Source organism: Glycomyces lechevalierae, assembly GCF_027622945.1.
GTDB classification, from domain to species: domain Bacteria; phylum Actinomycetota; class Actinomycetes; order Mycobacteriales; family Micromonosporaceae; genus Glycomyces; species Glycomyces rutgersensis.
In genome coordinates this window covers 93,401-113,181 of record NZ_JAPZVQ010000002.1, presented here as the reverse complement: position 1 = coordinate 113,181, position 19,781 = coordinate 93,401, and the positions used below count along the sequence as shown (strand labels likewise).

General features: G+C 70.6%; 13 protein-coding genes. 9 read left to right on the top strand and 4 right to left on the bottom strand.

What is annotated here, in order from left to right; genetic code table 11:
- Window positions 1-60: 60 nt before the first annotated feature.
- Window positions 61-1,068, bottom strand: coding sequence for a hydroxyacid dehydrogenase (locus tag O2L01_RS04155; protein WP_270120595.1), 1,008 nt, complete (start codon window positions 1,066-1,068; stop codon window positions 61-63).
- A 369-nt stretch (window positions 1,069-1,437) separates the two neighbouring features.
- On the opposite strand from O2L01_RS04155, the gene O2L01_RS04150 reads away from it, so the two are divergent.
- Both O2L01_RS04150 and O2L01_RS04145 read left to right on the top strand, forming a co-directional pair.
- Window positions 1,438-4,908, top strand: coding sequence for a putative Ig domain-containing protein (locus tag O2L01_RS04150; RefSeq protein ID WP_270120594.1), 3,471 nt, complete (start codon window positions 1,438-1,440; stop codon window positions 4,906-4,908).
- A gap of 477 nt (window positions 4,909-5,385) precedes the next feature.
- On the top strand, window positions 5,386-5,856 hold the full coding sequence (locus O2L01_RS04145) for a low temperature requirement protein A (protein WP_270120593.1): 471 nt from the start codon (window positions 5,386-5,388) through the stop codon (window positions 5,854-5,856).
- On the opposite strand, the gene O2L01_RS04140 is transcribed toward O2L01_RS04145, so the two are convergent.
- A complete protein-coding gene (locus tag O2L01_RS04140) occupies window positions 5,853-6,323 on the bottom strand; it encodes a GNAT family N-acetyltransferase (protein ID WP_270120592.1) in 471 nt (156 codons plus the stop codon). The two genes, O2L01_RS04145 and O2L01_RS04140, sit on opposite strands and share 4 nt — an antisense overlap.
- 86 nt (window positions 6,324-6,409) lie before the next feature.
- Here O2L01_RS04140 and O2L01_RS04135 point away from each other — a divergent pair, with 86 nt between their 5' ends.
- On the top strand, window positions 6,410-8,092 hold the full coding sequence (locus O2L01_RS04135) for a hypothetical protein (RefSeq protein ID WP_270120590.1): 1,683 nt from the start codon (window positions 6,410-6,412) through the stop codon (window positions 8,090-8,092).
- A 9-nt stretch (window positions 8,093-8,101) separates the two neighbouring features.
- Here the strand turns inward: O2L01_RS04135 and O2L01_RS04130 are convergent, their stop codons facing one another.
- A complete protein-coding gene (locus O2L01_RS04130; RefSeq protein ID WP_270120589.1) occupies window positions 8,102-9,640 on the bottom strand; it encodes a peptide MFS transporter in 1,539 nt (512 codons plus the stop codon).
- A 175-nt stretch (window positions 9,641-9,815) separates the two neighbouring features.
- On the opposite strand from O2L01_RS04130, the gene O2L01_RS04125 reads away from it, so the two are divergent.
- The 6 genes from O2L01_RS04125 (at window position 9,816) to O2L01_RS04100 (ending at window position 18,693) form a co-directional block, all read left to right on the top strand.
- The gene (locus O2L01_RS04125; RefSeq protein WP_270120588.1) at window positions 9,816-10,754 is read left to right on the top strand and encodes a hypothetical protein; all 939 of its coding nucleotides are present in this window, start codon (window positions 9,816-9,818) and stop codon (window positions 10,752-10,754) included.
- A gap of 258 nt (window positions 10,755-11,012) precedes the next feature.
- On the top strand, window positions 11,013-12,638 hold the full coding sequence (gene groL / locus O2L01_RS04120; RefSeq protein WP_208498747.1) for a chaperonin GroEL: 1,626 nt from the start codon (window positions 11,013-11,015) through the stop codon (window positions 12,636-12,638).
- 373 nt (window positions 12,639-13,011) lie between these two features.
- A complete protein-coding gene (locus O2L01_RS04115) occupies window positions 13,012-14,901 on the top strand; it encodes a right-handed parallel beta-helix repeat-containing protein (RefSeq protein ID WP_270120587.1) in 1,890 nt (629 codons plus the stop codon).
- 24 nt (window positions 14,902-14,925) lie between these two features.
- On the top strand, window positions 14,926-15,126 hold the full coding sequence (locus O2L01_RS04110; protein ID WP_270120585.1) for a hypothetical protein: 201 nt from the start codon (window positions 14,926-14,928) through the stop codon (window positions 15,124-15,126).
- A gap of 88 nt (window positions 15,127-15,214) precedes the next feature.
- Window positions 15,215-17,509 (top strand): AAA family ATPase, encoded by a 2,295-nt coding sequence (locus tag O2L01_RS04105; RefSeq protein ID WP_270120584.1) that lies wholly within the window; start codon window positions 15,215-15,217, stop codon window positions 17,507-17,509.
- 131 nt (window positions 17,510-17,640) lie between these two features.
- Entirely contained in the window at window positions 17,641-18,693 is a 1,053-nt protein-coding gene (locus O2L01_RS04100; RefSeq protein ID WP_270120583.1) for a glycosyltransferase, read from the top strand.
- On the opposite strand, the gene O2L01_RS04095 is transcribed toward O2L01_RS04100, so the two are convergent.
- On the bottom strand, window positions 18,690-19,712 hold the full coding sequence (locus O2L01_RS04095; protein ID WP_270120582.1) for a GNAT family N-acetyltransferase: 1,023 nt from the start codon (window positions 19,710-19,712) through the stop codon (window positions 18,690-18,692). The genes O2L01_RS04100 and O2L01_RS04095 overlap by 4 nt on opposite strands.
- Between the last annotated feature and the right edge of the window lie 69 nt (window positions 19,713-19,781).

Below are 19,781 nucleotides of genomic sequence, written 5' to 3'. Positions count from 1 at the left end.
TTTCGGTGCCGCTCGAATCGGGTGGAGAACGGCAGGATAACGGTTTCTATCGCGTGTGCTTCAGGCCTGCCTCCCGAGGGTCGTCGGGTCCACCTGGTGCACGAGCGGCTCGCCGGCGGCGTACCGCTCGGCGTCCTCGACCATGAACAGCCCCATGCGGGACAGTTCGTTGCCGTGGGAGCCGGCCACGTGCGGGGTGAGGAAGACGTTCGGGAGGTCGTAGAGCGGCGAGTGCGCGGGGAGCGGCTCGGGGTGGGTCACGTCGATGACCGCCGAGAGCCGGCCGCTGAGCACTTCGGCGGTGAGCGCGTCCGTGTCGACGAGCCGGCCGCGCGCCGTGTTGACCACGACCGTGCCGTTTCGCATGAGCGCCAGGCGCTCCGCGTTGATCAGGTGCTCGGTCTCGGGCAGGTCGGGGGCGTGGACGCTGACGACGTCGGCGCCCGCCACGAGCTCGTCGAGCGGCACGAGCCGCGCACCGAGCGCGGCGGCCTCGGCCTCCTCGATGTACGGGTCGGCGAGGAGCACCGTGAAGTCGAAGGGCCGCAGGAGTTCCATGAGGCGCCGCCCGATCTTCGAGGCCCCGACGACGCCGACGGTGCGGCCGAAGTTGCCGACCTCCGGGTGGATGTAGCCGAGTGTGAAGGTGCGGTCCTTGCGGAAGTCCTCGCGGAGCTGGAAGATCCCCTTGCCCGCCATGAGGATCGAGGCGAGCGTGTACTCGGCGACGGGCAGCGCGTTCGCGCCGGATGAGCTCGAGACCAGCAGGCCCCGCTCCCACCCGGCCGGCCCGATGATCCATTTGACCGTGCCGGCCGCGTGCAGCACCGCCTTCAGGTGCGGGGCCCCGGCGAGCGTCTCGTCGTCCAGGACCGGTGTGCCCCAACTGGAGACGACGACCTCGGCTTCGGCGAGCGCGGCCTTCGCGGCGGGCTCGGTGAAATCCCGGACGATGAGCTCCGGGTCGAAGTCGAGCACGGCGGACAGGCGCCGCATGAGCGGTTCGGGGAAGAGCTGGTGCAGGAACTCGGGGCTCATGGCCAGGAGGGCGCGGGGTCGTGGTGCCACTCGGGGTCCTTCGGGGTCGCCGGATAGATATCGGTTTCTAAGTTAGATCTCAGTTCCAGGTTTGTCGAGACCTCCGCATCGACCAATCCCGATCGACTTACCGCAGAGCCCCGAAAGATCGAAGCGATCAGCCAGGTAGACAAGGTGTTCCATGAAAATAACGATTCGGTAACCCGAGAGATCGGGCCCTCAGGGGCGGCTGATCCGAACAGAGAACGTTATCTGTCTGAGCCTTGATTCTCGCTCAGGCAGCCGCTATCGTCCGCATAGACGGATTCCGATATCGAGCCGCTTCGCTGCCTCAGGCCGGGCCGCTCAGGCGTCCGCACCCTCACAGACCCGGAAGGCCCCTACGAAAGGACGCCTGCAATGACGCAAGTCGGGCAACGAAGGCGGTCGCGCCTCACAGCGCTCGCCGCCGCACTCGCCGCGGGGATCGCGGCGGTCGCCGCCGTGCCGCCGGCGGCACAGGCCGAAACATCCTACGACGGCCTGCTCACCGAGAACGTCGTCCAGATCAACGAGACCGTGAGCGATGCGGGGTTCGTCCACCCCGGCGTCGGCCTCTCGGCCGACGACCTCCGCAACGCCCAGGACATGGTCCGAACCGGCCAGGAGCCGTGGGCCTCGTACTTCGACGCGATGACGAAGACCGGCGCCGCCTCCAAGACCTACCGGGCGTCGAACTCCAAGTCCGCGAGCGAGCCCGACGTCGCCCTCGACCCGAACTTCACCCAGGTGGGCCTGCGCTATCGCGAGACCAACGACTCCTTCGGCGCGCTGACCCAGTCCCTCATGTGGGTCATGACCGGCGACGAGGTGTACCGCAAGAACGCCATCCAGGCCCTGCGCACCTGGGCGAGCATGAACCCCGACGGCTACAAGTACTTCGCCGACGCCCACATTCACACCGGCAAGCCGCTCTCGCAGTTCCTCATGGCCGCCGAGATCATCCGCGCCACCGAGCCGGCCGCGGACGACACCCCCGGCACGTACGGCGGCTATGACGTCGTGTGGAGCGCCGACGACGACGCGCGGCTGCTCGGCAACTTCGCGCAGCCCGTCGTCGACACGTTCCTCTACTCCAACGAGAAGTGGATGAACCAGCACAACTTCGGTCTCTACGGCCGCATCGCCACCGCGATCTACGCCGACGACGCCGAAGGCTACGCCAAGGGCGTCGAATGGTTCACCGTGAACTCCACGTTCGACGATTACACGAACGGCTCGATGGCGGCCCAGATGCCGGTCATCGCCGCCGACGACCCCGCCAACCCCTACGGCGAGGAGTTCGTGCAGTTGCGCGAGATGGGCCGCGACCAGGCCCACGCCGAATGCAACATCGACAATTTCGCGGCACTCGCGCGCTTCCTCAACGTGCAGGGCACCAAGGTCGACCCGGTCGACGGCACCGTCTCCACAGAGGATGACGCGGTCTCCGCGTACAACTTCCTCGGCAACCGGCTCCTCGCGGGCGCGGACGCCTTCGACGGGTACATGATGGGCGAGTACACGAAGTACATCGACGACCGCGGGACCGGCGGCGTCGTCTCCCCGGCCTACCGCGGGCGGATGTTCAACGCGCTCAACGAGTTGTACTACCAGTACAAGTACGTCGAAGGCGTGGACGTCGAGGCCGAGGCCCCGAACGTCGCACTCCTCAACGAGCGCATGGACGGCCCGCTCTACAACTACGGCACCGGAGTCAACAACTTCTGGGCCGCGGGCGACAAGAGCATCGAGTACTGGGTGGCGTTCCCGCCCGAGATCGCCGGCACCGAGCCGACACCAGTCGAGGACACCACGCTCACCTTCGGCCACTACGGCATTCCGCTCGCCGATGCTTCCGGAGACACTGGCACCGAGATCGTGACCGAGGACGACCGGACCTTCGCCCGCGCGACCGCCGACGCGGACGGGACGATGAGCGTCGTCAGCCGCGTCATGTTCCCCGGCAACAGCCGGATGGGCGTCCTCGTCCGCACCGACGGCCCGGCTGTCCTCGAGGTCCTCGACAAGGAGGAGGCCGACCCGCGCAACGAGCTCGAGCCGCAGCCGAACGTCCTCTCGCGCATCGAACTGCCTGACACGCAAGGCGAATGGCGGTACGTCACGTACCCGGCCGGCGGACTCAACACCCAGTTCTACCGGGTGAACGGCAACGGAGCCACAGTGGACCTCGACGCGCTGATGTTCAACGCGCAGACCCAGCTCACCGCGCCCGCCTTCGCGCAGGCCCGCGACCGCTACTACCTGTGGCCCGCCGCGACCTCCAGCTTCGAACTCGGCGCGACCGACAGTGGCGGCGCCCCCGCCCACACCGCCGCCGGGCTTCCCGCCGGCGCCGAGCTCGACGCCGCGACCGGCACGGTCACGTGGACGCCGACCTCGCACGACACCGGCACGCACGCCGTCCAGGTCGTCGCCGACGACGGCGACGCCATCGCCGCCCGGACCTTCGAACTCGTCGTCGCCAAGAACCGGCCCAAGATGATCGACGCGGCCGTCGCCGACGGTACCGAAGAAGACGCGGTCTACACCACCGCTTCCCTTGAGCCCTACCGGGAAGCGCTGGCCGCGGCCCGGGACGCGTCCGAGAACGGCACCGACGCCGAGTTCCGCACCGCCTTCGAGGCGCTGCTGGACGCGATCGAAGCGCTCGAACTGCTCAACCCGCAGCTCGCAGATGGCTCGTTCGACTACCGCAACGCCGTGACCCCCATCGGCCTCAGCGTCGACGCGGTGCGCAACCTCCCCAACGGCGGTGGCACCGGCGACCTGCGGACCGCGTCGTTCACCCTCGACTTCGGGACCCAGTACCGGATCGCGGCCGAGCAGTTCGGCATCCAGGCCCGGTTCTCGTTCCCGATGCGCTCGCAGGGCACCAACGTGTACGGCTCCAACGACGGGATCTCCTGGACCCTCCTCAGCGAGCGGGAGACCTCCGAGACGAACGACATGGAGACCATCCCCGTCGTCGCCGAGCACCGCGGCGAGGAGTTCCGGTACCTGAAACTCCAAGTCGACAACCCGGGCATCCCGATCGACCCGGCCTACCCGGGCATCTGGTCCATCGGGACGTTCCGCGTCTTCGGTGAACGCTCCGAGGTCCCCGGCGACATCACCGACGTCACCGTGACCTCCCCGGACGCCCTGGCGGGCAAGGTGACCGCGGGCGACAACTTCACCGTGAACTTCACCAGCGCCAAGCCGATCAGCGACGTCGCGGTCAGCGTCGGCGGCCAGGAGCTCGCCGCGACCAGCACCGACTCGCTGTCGTGGACGGCCACCGGGACCCTCGGCGACCTCACCGGCGGCGGCGCTCTCGACGTCGCCATCGACCACACCACCGCGGCCGGCGAGACCGCCGCGACCATCCACGGTCCCACCGACGGGAAACTCCTCTACGGCTCCGACGAGCGCGACCTGATCGACCTCGCCGACGCCCAAGTGGTCAAGCTCGACGGCACGGCCGACACCGCGAAGGCGACCCACGCCGCACTGATGCTCGACGGCAAACCCGCGACCACCAGCGACGTGCCCGCCGTCGACGGCCGGTTCTACCTGATCTGGGACTTCGGCGCCGGCGCCCAGGTCACCGCCGACCGGTTCGACTTCCTTGCGCGCCAGGACAACAACGGCCTGGTCCGCATGAACGACCTCGTCTTCCAGGGCTCGAACGACCTCGAGAACTGGACGACCCTCACGGATCCGACCTTCAAGACGCTCTCGTGGCAGAACCTCCCGTCCAGCGACGACGGCGGCTACCGCTACCTCCGCGTCTCCAACGGCGCCCTGATCGACATCGCCGAGCTCCGCCTCTTCGGCACGCTCGGCTAAGACCTGCTGTCCGACACCATGGGCCTCAGGCGCACCGGCGCCTGGGGCCCATGCCCGTCCCTGGGGCCAAGGCCGACGGAAATGTGCGGCTCCCCGCTCCGGGGCGCGTCGGGCGATAGCATCGGGCGGTGAACTTGTTGGGTGTGCGGGGCGGCCGGGCTGGTGTGTCCGGCCGCCCCGTGTGCCCCCGCGGCCGGGGGCGGGGGGGGGTGGCACCTGGCGGGGACCGCGCGCGGCTGGATTGCCGCGCGCGACCTTGGTATGGCGACGTTCGCGAATCCCCTTATGTCGCCGCCATCCCGCCGGTGCTCCGTCCGATGGCGTTTTTGCCATCTACTACAACACGTGGGGTAGTTGAGCGGCAACAGAAGTTTTGCGCCTGTGGATAACTTCGCGGCTGTGGAGCGACATCGCAGGTCAAGTGCCTGTGGATAACTTTGGGGGCAATGAGGTGAGGAGAGGGTGAGCCTGGGTGCCATGAGCGGCAGCATCGCGCTCGGGCTCGCGACCATCGCGGTGCTCTTGAAGCTCTACTTCGATGCCCGGGCGGCACACGCGGCCGGGGAGGGGGCGATCGCCGGGGAGTCCAGGGTCGTGCCCCTCTCTTCGTTCGCCTACACCTTGATGGTGACCGGTGTCGTGGTGGTCGCCGCCGGCGTCGTGCTCGTGCTCATCGAGCCCTGGGAGACCGCCAGCGCGACCACCATCGCCGCCGTCCTCGGTGGACCCGCGATCTTCCTCGTCGGCGACGTGGCCCTGCGCCGCGCCGTGACCGGCCGGATCGCCGCATCGCGGATCGTGGCCCTCGTCTGCCTGGCCGTGCTCGCGCTCATCGGGTTCGCGCTGCCCGCGCTCGTGCTCGCGGCCCTCGCGTTCGCGCTGCTGCTCCTGCTCCTCCTCGCCGCCTCGGGCTGGTTCCGGCTGCCGTCGCTCAGCGTCGACGACTAGCGCAGGTTCAGCCGCATCGCGGGTTCCTCGGAGACCTTGAAGCCGAGTTCCTCGTACAGGCCCTTGCCCTGCTCGGACGCGAGCAGTTCGAGGACGTGGACGTTCTGGTCGCCGAACCAGTCCAGGAGCGTCTGCGTGCAGGCTCGGCTGTAGCCGCGCTTGCGCCACTGCGGGTCGGTGACCACGTTGAAGATCCAGCCGTACCGGCCCGAAGGGTTGGCCGGGTTCGGCAGCCGCTCGTCGATCACGCCGGTCGCGCACGAGGCGAGCCTGCCCGATCCGTCCGGGGCCTCGATCACGGTGACGGCCATCGTCGGTTTCGGCTCGTCGAGGCGGCGGTGGAGGATGGCGGCGGCCTCGGCCTTCCAAGCGGTGTCGCTCATGTCGAACCAGTGCGCGAGGATGATCTCGCGCAGCCGGATGATCTCGTCGATGTCGCCGAGGTCGGCGTGGCGTGCGTTGGTCATGCCGGGAGCTTACGACCGCGCAGGGGCCTTCGCCCACCCCGTTTCGCGGGTTCCGCTGGCGCGCAGAACGTGCCATGATGTGGTCTATGTCCCACCGCCCCAAGGACCTCAGTCCCGAGCAGCTCCGCTTCCGACCGCAGGGGCCGGTGCGCTGGCTGTCGCCGCGCACGCTGATCGACACGAGCATGCGGTTCGGTCTGGCGCGGGTCTTCGGCGGGTATGTGGACAAGCGCGAGATCATCGGCGGCCGCCCGCAGGGCGTGTACAACCACGCGGACAAGGACGAGCTGTGGCTCGATTACGTGGCGGACGTGGGCGACGGGTTCAACGCCACCTATTCGATCGCGTACCTGATGGCGCAGAACCACATCGATGTCGGCGGTGAACGCCTGCCGCGCGGTTCGGTGCTCGTCATGGGCGGCGACGAGGTGTACCCGGCGGGGGACTGGCTCGAGTATGAGCAGCGGATGAAGGGCCCGTACGAGGCGGCGAATCCGGCGCATCCGGTGTCGCTGTACGCGATCCCGGGGAACCACGACTGGTTCGACGGCCTGACGGCGTTCGCCCGGCAGTTCACCGAGGGCCGTTCAGTTGGCGGGTACAAGACGGTGCAGAAGCGGTCGTATTTCGCGTTGGAGCTGCCGCACCGGTGGTGGCTGTTCGCGGTGGACGCCCAGTTCGACACGCATCTGGACCAGACGCAGATCGAGTACTTCCGGCATGCGGCGGCGCGGATGCGCCCCGGCGACCAGGTGATCCTGTGCGTGCCGCAGCCGTCGTGGCTGTGGACGGAGGACGATCCGCGCTCGTTCGACCGGATCGACCACTTCATCCGGGACGTGGTGGCCGCGACCGGCGCGCGGGTGCCGCTGGTGATCACCGGGGACCGGCACCATTACGCGCACTACGAGGAGGTCGACGGCTCGCGGCACCTGGTCACGGCCGGGGGCGGCGGGGCGTACCTGTCGCCGACGCACACGCTGCCGGAGGAGTTGACGGCGCCGCGCAAGTCGGTGCCGGAACCCGATGCGCGCGAACGGGAGTACCGGTTGACGCGGACGTACCCGTCGAAGGCGAAGTCGATGGGGTACGCGTTCGGGATCTTCGCGCGGCTGCCGTGGCTGAACAAGGGGTTCGTGGCGCTCATGGCGGTCGTGGGCCTCATCGCGACGGTGTCCATTCTGGAGGGCACAGGAACGTTCGTGGCGGTGACGGCGGTGCTCCTCGGGGCCGGGGTCGGTTTCGCGCACCCGGGCCAGGGGAGCCGCACGACCCGGCATTACATGCTCGGCGGCCTCCACGGCCTGGCGCAGGTGGCCTTGTCCTGGGGTGGGGCGCAGGTCATCAAGATGTTCGACGACGTGAGCCTGTGGACGTACCTCGCGTACCTGCCCGTTGTCGGGCTCGTGGGCACCTGGCTGGTGGGCCTCTACCTGGTGGTGGCGAACCGCTTGGGCGTCAACGCGAACGAGCTGTTCGCGGGCATGAGCGTGATCGACCAGAAGTGCTTCCTGCGGATCAAGGTCGGCGCGGACGGGGTCACGGTGTACCCGATCGGGCTGGACCGCGCGGGCCGCCGCTGGGTGGCCGATCCGCAAGGGGCGCCCACGGATTCGTGGATCAAACCGGTCGACCCGCTGAAGCCGCGCCTCATCGAGCCGGGTTTCGCGGCCCTGCATCCGGGGCCGCGCCGCGCCGAACTGCCGCCGCAGCATCCGGTGCGCCGCTTGGTGGCCCAGGCCGGCGAGTGGTTCAGCGGCCGCGGCTGAACCGCCCGTTCAGAACCCGAGCGGTTCGGCCGGGGTCTCCAGCACGGCGTTCGGGCCGTGCCCGCCGCGGCCCATGAGCCGGTGCAGGGCGGGGCCGAACACGGCGAGGACGACGGCGGTGAGGATCGCGATCCCGGCGAGGATGTAGAAGAACGCCGCCTCGCCGACCTTCGGCACGAGGAACGCGAACGCCTGCCCGCCGAGGGGCGTCCCCACTGCCGGGCCGAGGAACCACACGCCCATGATCTGCCCCTTGAGGTTCGGCGGCGCCAATTGCGTCGAGACGCTCAAGCCGACGGGCGAAACGCACAGCTCGCCGAACGTCAGCAGCAGGTACACCCAGGCCATCCAGCCGAGCCCGGCGAGCATGCCGTCGTCGGCGCGGGTCTGCAGCCAGCCGAGGAACACGTACGAGAAGCCCACGAGGAACACGCCGATCGCGAACTTGTACGCCGTCCCGAACCCCGTGCCCGCCTTGACCCAGATGACGCCGAAGATCGGCGAGAACACGAGGATGAAGATCGAGTTGAAGTTCTGCACTCCGCCGGCGGGCAGGTGGAAGCCCCACGAGTCGAGGTCCACCGAGTTCGCCGCGAACGCGGTGAGCACCGAACCCATCTGCAGGTACAGCATCCAGAACACGACCGCGGCGATGAACAGCCCCACATAGGCGCGCAGGCCCGCCTTCTCGGCGGGCGTGATGTCCTTGGCCTGGCCGAAGATGTACACGAAGTACCAGACGGCGGCCGCGATCGACAGGCCCGTGACCACCGTCGGGACGGTCGCGAGCGTGAGCGTCCCGGTCCAGGCCCAGACCGCGATCGCGATCGCGGCCAGCACGAGGGCGATCACGACGACCTTCGTGGCCCTGCGCTTCTCGGCCTCGTTGAGCGGCCGGGCCGGGCCGATCCCGGCGTGGGTCAGGCGCGGCCAGCCGCGCACGTACCAGAGCAGACCCAGGGCCATGCCGACGGCGGCGGCGCCGAAGCCGAGGTGCCAGCGGTCGTCCCCGGCGAGGTACGGGGTGATGAGGATGCCGAGGAACGCGCCGAGGTTGATGCCCATGTAGAACACGGAGAACCCGGCGTCGCGGCGGGCGTCGGTGTCGCCGTCGTAGAGCTTGCCGACCATGACCGAGATGTTCGGCTTCAGCAGGCCCGAGCCGGCCACGACCAGGAACAGGCCGAAGAACACGGTCGCGGGGTTCTCGACGGGGATGGCCATGGAGAGGTGGCCGCACATGATGATGATGCCGCCGATGAGGACGGCGCGCCGCGGGCCGAGGATGCGGTCGGCGAGCCACCCGCCGGGCAGCGCCGTCAGGTACACGAGCCCGGAGTAGAGCGAGGCGATCGGGACGGCGACGGTGTCGGAGAGTCCGAGCCCGTTCTGCGCGGTGTCCGCGACGAGGAACGTGAGCAGGATGCCCTGCAGGCCGTAGAAGCTGAACCGCTCCCACATCTCGGTGCCGAAGAGGACGGCCAGGCCGCGGGGTTGCCCGAAGAAGGTCTTCTCGCGGCCGACGGGTCGCAGTTCGCGGTGGGACATCGGCGCTCCCAAAGGTGCTCGGCTGTGCTGCCTGTTCGGCGCGACGTGCGCCGATACGCGTACGGTAGTGGCTCGGGTCCGGCCGGGCAGGGGAATGCGCGAACGTGTCATCCCGAATCGATGCGATGCAGTCGTTTGTCTGATATGCACGGTTCATTGGTTTACGATCCGCCCTATGACCGACGATCCATACTGGAACTCCGGGCGGCCGGGCGAGCCGTCGGGCCGCTTCTCCGGCGGCGACCCCCTCGTGACCGACACGTTCGAGGGCTGGTGGCACGCATCGATGGACGTCGTGCAGCGCTCCTGGCGCACGGTCGGCCTCGTGCTCCTCATCGGCGTGGTCCTGCCCCGCTGGATCCTCGGCGCGTTCAACAACACCGTGCGCACACCCGACATCGACGTGAACCGGACCGACTGGGGCACGATCGTGCGCGAGTACAGCCCGGGCGTCGCCGTCGGGATCATCGGCGCGATCCTCACCCTCGCCGTCCTCTACGTCTCCGGCTCGGCCGTGCTCGCCGCCGTGCGCACCGCCGCCGCCGAGGCCGCGGGCGGGTTCCTCGCGCTCGGCGAGGCCTTCGACTTCGGGTTCAGGCGCGGCGGCAGGTTCTTCCTGTGGCTCCTGCTCGCGTGGGTCACCATCGCCGTCGGCCTCGTCCTGTGCGTCCTGCCGGGCCTGTGGGCGATCTTCGCGCTCAGCCTCATGGCCCCCGCCGCGGTCTTCGAGGCCCGCAAGAGCCCGTACGCCCGCTCGATCCAGTTGACGCACTCGGCGTTCTGGCCCGCCTTGGGCCGCATCGTGATCGTGGTGCTCGTGGCCGTCGCCGCGAACCTCGTCATCTCGGTCGTCGGCCTGCTCCTCGCCGGCGTCTGGCACGCGGTCTTCGCGTCCTGGCTCGCGACCGTGCTCACCGTCCTCACCGAGGCGATCATGGCGCTGCTGCTGCTCGTGCCGATGATCTGGATCCTCGCCGCGTCCCTGTGCACCTACGCGTGGCTGCGCGGCCGCGCCGAATCGGTCTCCGCCACCTCCCTCTCGGCCGAGGCCGCGGGCGTCGCCGTCGACCCGGTCGACCCCGGCGAACCCGGGCATCCCATGCCCGAGCAGTAGAACGAGACGAGGCAGGCCCGGGCGCGCCCGGGCCTGCTTGCTCGTTCACGGCCCGCAAGCGTCGCCGAGGCTGCTTTTCACCACTTGTTTCGCGCCCCGGATTGGCACTCTCAAGGCGAGAGTGCTATACCTGGAGCTGGCACTCGCAGCTGGCGAGTGCTAAACGCGATGAGGTGGTCGAGCTCTACCGGGCTCACCGTCGCGGGGATGCCGCCTCACCGTCGACCACGAACGTTATCCGAAAGGAAGCCATCAACCATGGCGAAGATGATCGCATTCGACGAGGAGGCTCGCCGCGGGCTCGAGCGAGGCATGAACACGCTCGCCGAAGCCGTCAAGGTGACCCTCGGCCCGAAGGGCCGCAACGTGGTGCTCGACAAGAAGTGGGGCGCCCCGACGATCACCAACGACGGTGTGTCCGTCGCCAAGGAGATCGAGCTCGAAGACCCGTACGAGCGCATCGGCGCCGAACTGGTCAAGGAAGTCGCGAAGAAGACCGACGACGTCGCCGGTGACGGCACCACGACCGCCACGGTCCTGGCCCAGGCCCTCGTCAAGGAAGGCCTCCGCGCGGTCGCCGCCGGCGCCAACCCGATCGCCATCAAGAAGGGCATCGAGAAGGCCGTCGCCGCCGTCGTCGAGCACCTCCAGTCCACCTCCACCGAGGTCGAGACCGAGGAGCAGATCGCTTCCACCGCTTCCATCTCCGCCGGTGACGTCACGGTCGGCGCCATCATCGCCGAGGCGATGGAGAAGGTCGGCAAGGAAGGCGTCATCACCGTCGAGGAGTCGAACACCTTCGGCCTCGACCTCGAGCTCACCGAGGGCATGCGCTTCGACAAGGGCTACCTGTCCGGTTACTTCGTGACCGACCAGGACCGCATGGAGGCCGTGCTCGAGGACCCGTACATCCTCGTCGCCAACCAGAAGATCTCCGCGGTCAAGGACCTGCTCCCGACCCTGGAGAAGGTCACCCAGACCGGCAAGCCGCTCCTGATCATCGCCGAGGACGTGGACGGCGAAGCCCTCCCGACCCTCGTCGTGAACAAGATCCGCGGCATCTTCAAGTCGGCCGCCGTCAAGGCCCCCGGCTTCGGCGACCGCCGCAAGGCCATGCTCGGCGACATCGCGATCCTCACCGGCGGCCAGGTCATCTCCGAGGAGATCGGCCTCAAGCTCGAGAACACCGACCTGTCCCTGCTCGGCCAGGCCCGCAAGGTCGTCATCACCAAGGACGACACCATCATCGTCGACGGCGGCGGCGAGGAAGAGGCGATCCAGGGCCGGATCAACCAGATCCGCGCCGAGATCGACAACTCCGACTCCGACTACGACCGCGAGAAGCTGCAGGAGCGCCTGGCGCGCCTCGCTGGCGGCGTGGCCGTCATCAAGGTCGGCGCGGCCACCGAGGTCGAGCTCAAGGAGCGCAAGCACCGCGTCGAAGACGCCGTGCGCAACGCCAAGGCCGCCGTCGAAGAGGGCATCCTCGCCGGTGGCGGTACTGCTCTGGCCCAGGCCGGTGCGATCGCGTTCGACAAGATCGAGGCCGAGGGCGACGAGGCGACCGGTGTCGAGATCGTGCGCCGCTCGCTCGGTGCGCCGCTGCGCGCCATCGCCGAGAACGCCGGCCTCGAGGGCGGCGTCGTGGTGGAGAAGGTCCGCAACCTGCCCACCGGCCACGGCCTGAACGCCGCGACCGGCGAGTACGTGGACATGCTCGCCGCGGGCATCCCCGACCCGACCAAGGTCACCCGCTCGGCGCTGCAGAACGCCGCGTCGATCGCCGCGCTGTTCCTCACCACCGAGGCCGTCGTCGCCGACGCCCCGGAGAAGGAATCCGCCGGCGGCGCGCCCGACATGGGCGGCATGGGCGGCATGATGTAAGCAGCCCTTCGGGACTGCTTCCTCAGGCCGACTGAGTACTGCGAGGGAGGACCGCTCACTGTATCGTGAGTGGTTCTCCCTTTCTCTGTACTGGCCTCCAGTGCAGACGGCGTAGCCCGCTGCGCAAGCGCGGCATACCGTCCCCTCCAAGGACGGTGTGCCGCGTCTTCGCGTTCCCTCACCATTTCGGGTGACATTTTTCCTTACGACGGTAAGAACGGCGGCTTTCCGTCGGACCCCCGCGACACACTTGAACCGGGGTCGCCCCCCTGGGAGGGCGGGGGACTGCCCGGCGGCGTTCGCGGCCCGAAGCGCCTGCGCGCCAGCGCTTTCGGCCCTTCACATGCCGTTCCCGGCGGGCTACCCTGAGGCCGTGCCCCCCGCGCCGCGCCCCCAGCACCGCCTCGCGTCCGTCGTCTTCGGCGTGATCGCGTTCGCCGCGATCGCCCTGAGCTGCATGATCGGCGGCAACCTCGCCGACATCCGCGCCGAGGAAGCCCCTCCCCGCAGCGGCGGCGAGACCACCGCGCCGCCCGCCTACCGCGAAGACGGCCCCGCGCTCTACGTCTGCACCGAGAACGCCGAGGACTTCGCCGAACGCAACGAGGACATCGACCTCCGGCGCGTCGAGAACGAACGCCTCTACGAGGACTGCCTCGCCGACGGCCACCACGACCTCGCCTCCGCCGTCGCCGCCGCCGCGCCCGGCACCCGCATCCTCGTCCTCCCCGGCCGCTTCGACGTCCCCGAGACCGTCCGCCTCGACGGCGTGGACGACCTCCAGATCGAAGGCCTCGGCGACGGCCCCGACGACGTGCTCTTCTCCGGCGGCTTCGCCCTCGACACGGTCCTGGAGGCCGGCGGCGCCTCCGGCCTCTACCTGCGCAACGTGACCTTCGGCCAGGCCCGCGAAGCCGGGCTCCGCCTCGACCAGGCCGACGGCGCCGCCCTCGACGCCGTGGCCGCCACCCAGAGCGGCGGCTACGGCCTCCACATCACCCGCTCCACCGGCGTCGCGCTCACCGGCTGCCGCGCCGACCTCGCCGACGACGCCGGCATCGCGATCGAGGACTCGGACGCCACCGTCGACGACTGCGAGGCGACCGGCAGCCTCACCGGGATCCTCGTAAGCGGCTCCGGCACGGTCGGCGTCGGCGCGAACCGCGTGCACGACAACACGACCGGCATCGTCGTCACCGACACGGGTGTGGGCGCGCCGATCGACGTCCACGGCAACCTCGTGTACGCCAACAACACCGGCCACTACGACCGGCTCGGCACCGGCGCCTGCGCGGACCTCGCCGCCCGCGACTGGACCGCGGGGATCCTCTGCCCCGAGCGCACCGTCCCGCGCGGCGTCGGCATCCTCCTCGCCGACACCGCCTCCACCGGCGTCACCGGCAACCGCGTCTGGAACCAGGACGCCGCCGCCGTCGCCGCCTGGGGCACCGGCGGCGTCGAAGGCGGTCAAGGCGACGGGAACACTTTCGCGGACAACGCTTTCGGCGTCCGCGACGACGGCCAGCGCGAACGCAACCGCCTCGACCTGTGGTGGGACGGCACCGGCTCCGGCAACTGCTTCGACGAGCCGGACGCGTTCCGGACCCTCCCCGCGTCCCTGCCCGACTGCGACGGCGCGAACACGCCGTCGCGGCTCGTCGGGGATCCGTTGCGGGCCTTCAAGGTCTGGCAGTGCGGCATCGGCGACGCGGCCGCCGGGGTCCCGGCCGGCTGCGACTGGTTCGGGGCCCGGTTCACCGACCGGCTCGAGTTCCAGGCCGCGGTCGTGTTCGCGGCCGGGCTGCTGTTCCTCACGGGCGCGGGCTGGCTCGCGGCCGCCCGGACCGAGAACCCGCCGCGGGCGGGCCGGATGACGTTCTCCGCCATAGCGACCGGTGCGGGCGGGCTGCTGCTGGTGCTCGCGATCTGGTCGGGCCGGGCCGACTACGAGGCGCTGGCGATCGGCCTGTGGGGCGTCGGCTGGCTGCTGGCGGGGCGTTCGTGGCGGCAGTGCGGGATGCCGTTCTTCGGGCTGTTCACGAGTCTCATCGGCGCGGTCGCGGTGGTGGACGCGTTCGACCGGGCGGTGTGGACGCTGCCGCTCGTGCCGGTCGCCCCGGCGTGGGTCTGGCTCGCGCTCCTGCCCTTGTGGACGCTCGTGGCGTTGAGCCTCGCGTTCGGTCCGCGCCGCCGCGAGGAGGAACCGCCGCCCGTGGCGCGCACTCCGGTGACGGCGCCGTCGCACGACCGCTTCGACTGGTGACGCTCGGTCGCGTAATCTTGGCCCATGACTTGGACCTGGAAGCTCGAAGACGCCGACGGCAATGCGATCGACACCCCCGACAGCGACCTGGGCAGCCAGGGCGACGCGGAGTCGTGGCTGGGCGAGCGGTGGCGCGAGTTCGCCGACCAGGGCGCGGCGGCCGCGATCCTGCTCGAGGACGGCCGCCAGGTCTACCGCATGGAGCTCTCGCCCGCTGAAGAGTAGCGGCGCTGCAGAGTAGCGGCGGCTGCGGCGCAGCGGCCCGCCGTGCGAGAGTCGCCGTCCGCCGCCGGGCCGTAATAGGCTGGGCGGCGTGTCCGACTCTGGTTCCCTCACGCTGACCGCGACCCGCGCCAAGGCCGGGCTCGACGCCCGGCGCGGCATCGTCCGCCTCCACCCTGAAGCCCTCACGGCGCTCGGCCTGCGCGCCGGCGACGCCGTGGCGATCGCGGGGCGCCGCTCGACGGCCGCGATCGCGCTGGCCGCCGACCGGTACGCGTCGCGGCGGGCGCTGTACGCGGATGACCTGACGTTGGGGAACATCGGTGCGCGCGATGGCGATCCGGTGCGGATCGCGCCGGTGGCGCTCGCGGCGGCGGACCGGGTGGTGCTGTCGGGTCCGGCTTCGGCGGTGGCCGTGGTCGATCCTGACACGCTGCGGCTGGCGCTCCTGTCGAAGGTCGTGGGCGAGGGCGACGACGTGTCGCTGCTGCCGATCGAGCTGGGCGACGCGCAGCGCGAGCTGGTGTCGGCGACGCGGCGGACGCTGAACAACACGCTCGGGATCGGCTGGACCACGATGGTGCTCAACGTGGTCGAGGCGAGTCCGGCGAGCGCGGCGATGATCACTTCGGACACTCGTGTGGAGTGGGAGTCCGATGCCCCGGCCTCGATCGGGTCGCCGCTCGAGTCGGGCCGGGTCGCGAATCCCGGCCGCGCCCGCGCGCCGATGCCCGCTGCCTACCCGGGCGGCGAGGCCGCGCAGGTCCGTCCGCGCGCCGAGCCGCGCGAGCCGGTGCGGGCGCAGCCCGAGGCGCAGCCGGGGATCGCGCCGATCCCGTACGAGGAGCTGGCCGGGGCGAAGATCCCCGCCGAGGAGCTGCGGGAGCTGCTCGACCTCGGTTTCAACCACCGCGAGGTCCTGAAGGTGGTGGGCACGGACATGACGCTGGGCGTGCTCGTCTCGGGCCCGTCCGGCGCGGGGAAGGCCACGGTGACGCGTTCGGTCGCGGCGGCCGTGGGCGCGCGCGTCAGCGAGGTCTCGGGCCACGACCTGGCCGCCCTCGAGGCGAACGCGGCCGCGGACCGGCTCCGGGCCGCCGTCGCCTCGCTCACCGTGCCGGGCGTGCTGCTCGTGCGCGGCGTGGAGGCGATCGCCCCGGCGGGGAAGCGGACGCCGTTGGGCACCATGTTCACCCGCCTCGTCGACGAGGTCCTCGCCGAGCCGGGGGAGCACGCGGTGGTGTGCACGACCGCGCGGATCGAGGACGTCGACACGGTCCTCCGCTCGAAGCTCGAGCACGAGGTCGTCGTGCCGATGCCGGACGCCGACGCCCGCCGCGACCTGCTCGTGTACCTCACGCGCGGTATGAAAGTGGCCGAGGACGTGAAGCTCGAGAACGTCGCGCACCGCGCGCCCGGCTATGTGGCCTCCGACCTCGCGGTGATGGTCCGGGAGGCGGGCGTGCGGGCCGCGATGCGCGCCAAGGACGGCGGGGCGACCGCGTTGCAGGGCGCCGATTTCGACGGCGCGCTGGACTCGGTGCGGCCCACGAGCATGTCCGGCGACGCGGTCGAGCTCGGCGGCCTCACCCTCGCCGACGTGGGCGGCATGGAGGAACTGAAGCAGACCCTCACCGAGACCGTGCTGTGGCCGCTCACCTACCCGGACGCCTTCACCCGCTTGGGCATCGAGGCCCCGCGCGGCATCCTCCTGTATGGACCTCCCGGGTGCGGGAAGACGTACATCGTGCGGGCCGTCGCGGGCGAGGGCCACGCGAACGTGCTGAGCGTCAAGGGCTCCGAGCTGTTGAACAAGTGGGTGGGCGAGTCGGAGAAGAACGTGCGGGAGCTGTTCCGCCGGGCCCGGCAGGCCAGCCCGACCCTGATGTTCTTCGACGAGCTGGACGCGCTCGCGCCGGTGCGCGGGGGCGGGACCGACGGCGGGACCGCCGACCGCGTGGTCGCGGCGCTGCTCACCGAGCTCGACGGCGCGGAGTCGCTGCGGGACGTGGTGGTCGTGGGCGCGACGAACCGGCCGGACATGATCGATCCGGCGCTGCTGCGGCCCGGCCGGCTCGAACGGCTCGTGTACGTGCCGCCGCCGGACGCGGTCGGCCGCGCGGACATCCTGCGCGCCAACGCGAAGAACGTGCCGTTCGCGGACGACGTGGACCTCGGCGAGGTCGCCGACGAGCTGTGGCTCTACTCGGCCGCCGACTGCGCGGCGCTCGTGCGCGAGGCTGCGCTGACGGCGATGCGCGAGTCCCTCGACGCCAGTATCGTCACCGCTTCCCATGTGGCCCAGGCGATGGAGCGCGTGCGCCCCAGCCTCGACCCCGAGCAGCTCGAGTACCTGGAGCACTATGCCCGCAACCGCGAAGCGTGACCGGTCGCCGGCGTATCGTCCCCGGTGACCGGATTGTTCGCCCGGTGTTGGCGCGCCCGTTACCGGCGGGCACTAGCCTGCCCGGTGGCGCGCCGTCTCGGCCGCCGCACCGCCGTCCGGGAGGGGACCCCATGCGATTGACGCGACTGCTGCCCGCGAGGCTGCGCCGCCGGCTCCGCGCCGCCGCGCCCTCCCGGGCCTCGCACGGCCCGCTCCCGGCGTCCTCGGAGTTCCTGCACGTCATCGCCACCCGGCACGGTATCGGCGTGTTCGACGAGCAGTGGTTCGCGTACCGGCAGCTCCTCCTGGAGCATCTGACGCTCGCGTCGCTCGACGCGCAGACCCGCCGGGACTTCGTGTGGTACATCGCGATCGACCGCGAGATGCCGCCCGCAGCGCGGCGCCGCCTCGACGCGCTCGCCGCCGATCGGCCCTGGATCCACCTGGCGCCCACCGAGCTCAAACGCGACTTCGTCCCCGACCTCGTGGCCTGGACCCGCGAGGAGGCCCGCGCCCGCGGCAAGGGCTGGGCGCTCACCACCCGCCTCGACGACGACGACGCGGTCCACCGCGACCTCGTCGGCGGCCTCCACGAGCGGGCCGCCGCGTACCTCACCGAAGGCCGCGCCGCGCCCGCGGTCCTCGCGCCCACGTTGGGCTGCAACTGGGTCCCATCCGAAGCGGCCGGGCACCGCGCCTACCACCACAGCCCCTCGATCGGCCTCAGCCTCCTCGAGCCGGCCGCGCGCGCCCTCAGCGTCTACCGCCGCAACCACTCGACCCTCGCCCAGAAGCTCGTACCCCAGGGCGTGAGCGTCCGGCACCTCGACGGCGAGACCATGTGGTGGCTCTACGCCCACACCGGCCTCTCCGACCAGCAGCGCGAAGGCTCCGAGCGGATGTCCAAAGTGGCCGACCATCCGAACGCGATCGCGTTCGACGCCGAATCGCTCGCCCCGTTCGGCATCACCCCCGAGGGCCTGCGCCTGCTGCGCCGCACCCCCGAACCCGAGCCGCACGAGACCCTGCACCTGCTCAACCGGCGCGGACTCGACGTCGAGCAGGAGATCCACGACCTCCGCGAGGCCGTGTCCCGGGGCGGCGGCGGCGACGCGGCGCTGCGCGAGCAGATCGCCAAGCTCCACGCCGAGCGCCGCCGCATGCACGAGCGGCTGATCCGCTAGCGCTTCTTCTGGTAGACGTTCTCCTCGCACACCAGCCGGTACCCGACCGACTCGTTGATGGCGATCATGTGGTCGTTCGAGACGGCGTTGCCGGTCCACACGAACCGCATGCGCGGCCGCCACGACCGCACCGCCCGCTGGTTCGCGATCTTCAGCAGCGTGCCGAGCCGGTGCCCGCGGAAGCGCGGGTCGACGATCGTGTCCCCCTGGAAGCAGTCGAACTCCGAACCGGCCTCGACGATGATCTCCGTGAACCCGGCGACCTCGCCGCTCTCCCGGTGCACGGCAGCGACCTGGAGGTGCAGTTCGCCGCGCAGGCGGCGCATCTCGGACCAGCCCGCGAGGCGGTCGCGGTCGATGGCCGCCTCCTGGAGGTCCCACTCGCCCAACGGCATGTCCGTGTACATGCGGGCGTGGAGGTACGCCATGCCGTCGATGATCCGCTCCGGCGGCAGCCCCTCGAACGCGACGAGGTCGAAGTCGGCGGCCTTCGCCGCGACCTCGTCCCACAGCCGGTCGAGCGCCGCCTCGTCGACCGTGTCGAGCTCGACCGCGCGGACGGCGCAGTTCAGGGACAGCTGGTAGCCCTTGCCGACCGCGAACGCGGCGCCCTCGGTGCGCACCTCCGGCGCGCCCTCGCCCGGCGCGAGTATCCATGTCGAGAGCGCGCTCCGGCCCTCCTCGGCGGCGCGCTCCTCCACGTGGCGCAAGAGGCCCGAGCCGACCCCGCGCCGCCGCTCGTCGGGATGGACGCCCAGGTCGACGTACACGGAATGCGTGTTGTCGAGCAGCGGCATCGTGGCGTCGGCGTACCCCAGGACCCGCCCGTCGCAGACCGCGACCCAGCGTTCGCTGCGGACGTCGTTGCGGCCCACCACGCTCGCGGCGAGCGCGTGGGCCGGATTGAAGTGGCGGGTGCCGGCGTGGTCGTGGGCGTCCACGGCCCCCATGACCGCGAGGCGCGCGCGGACCTGCGCGGGATCGCCGGGGTCGACCGGCACGATGTCGAAATGCGTCATCCGCCGAGTCTCGCGCAGTGGAACGGGACAGGCAAGTGCATTGCGCGCCGATGAACGCGGAAAGGTTTG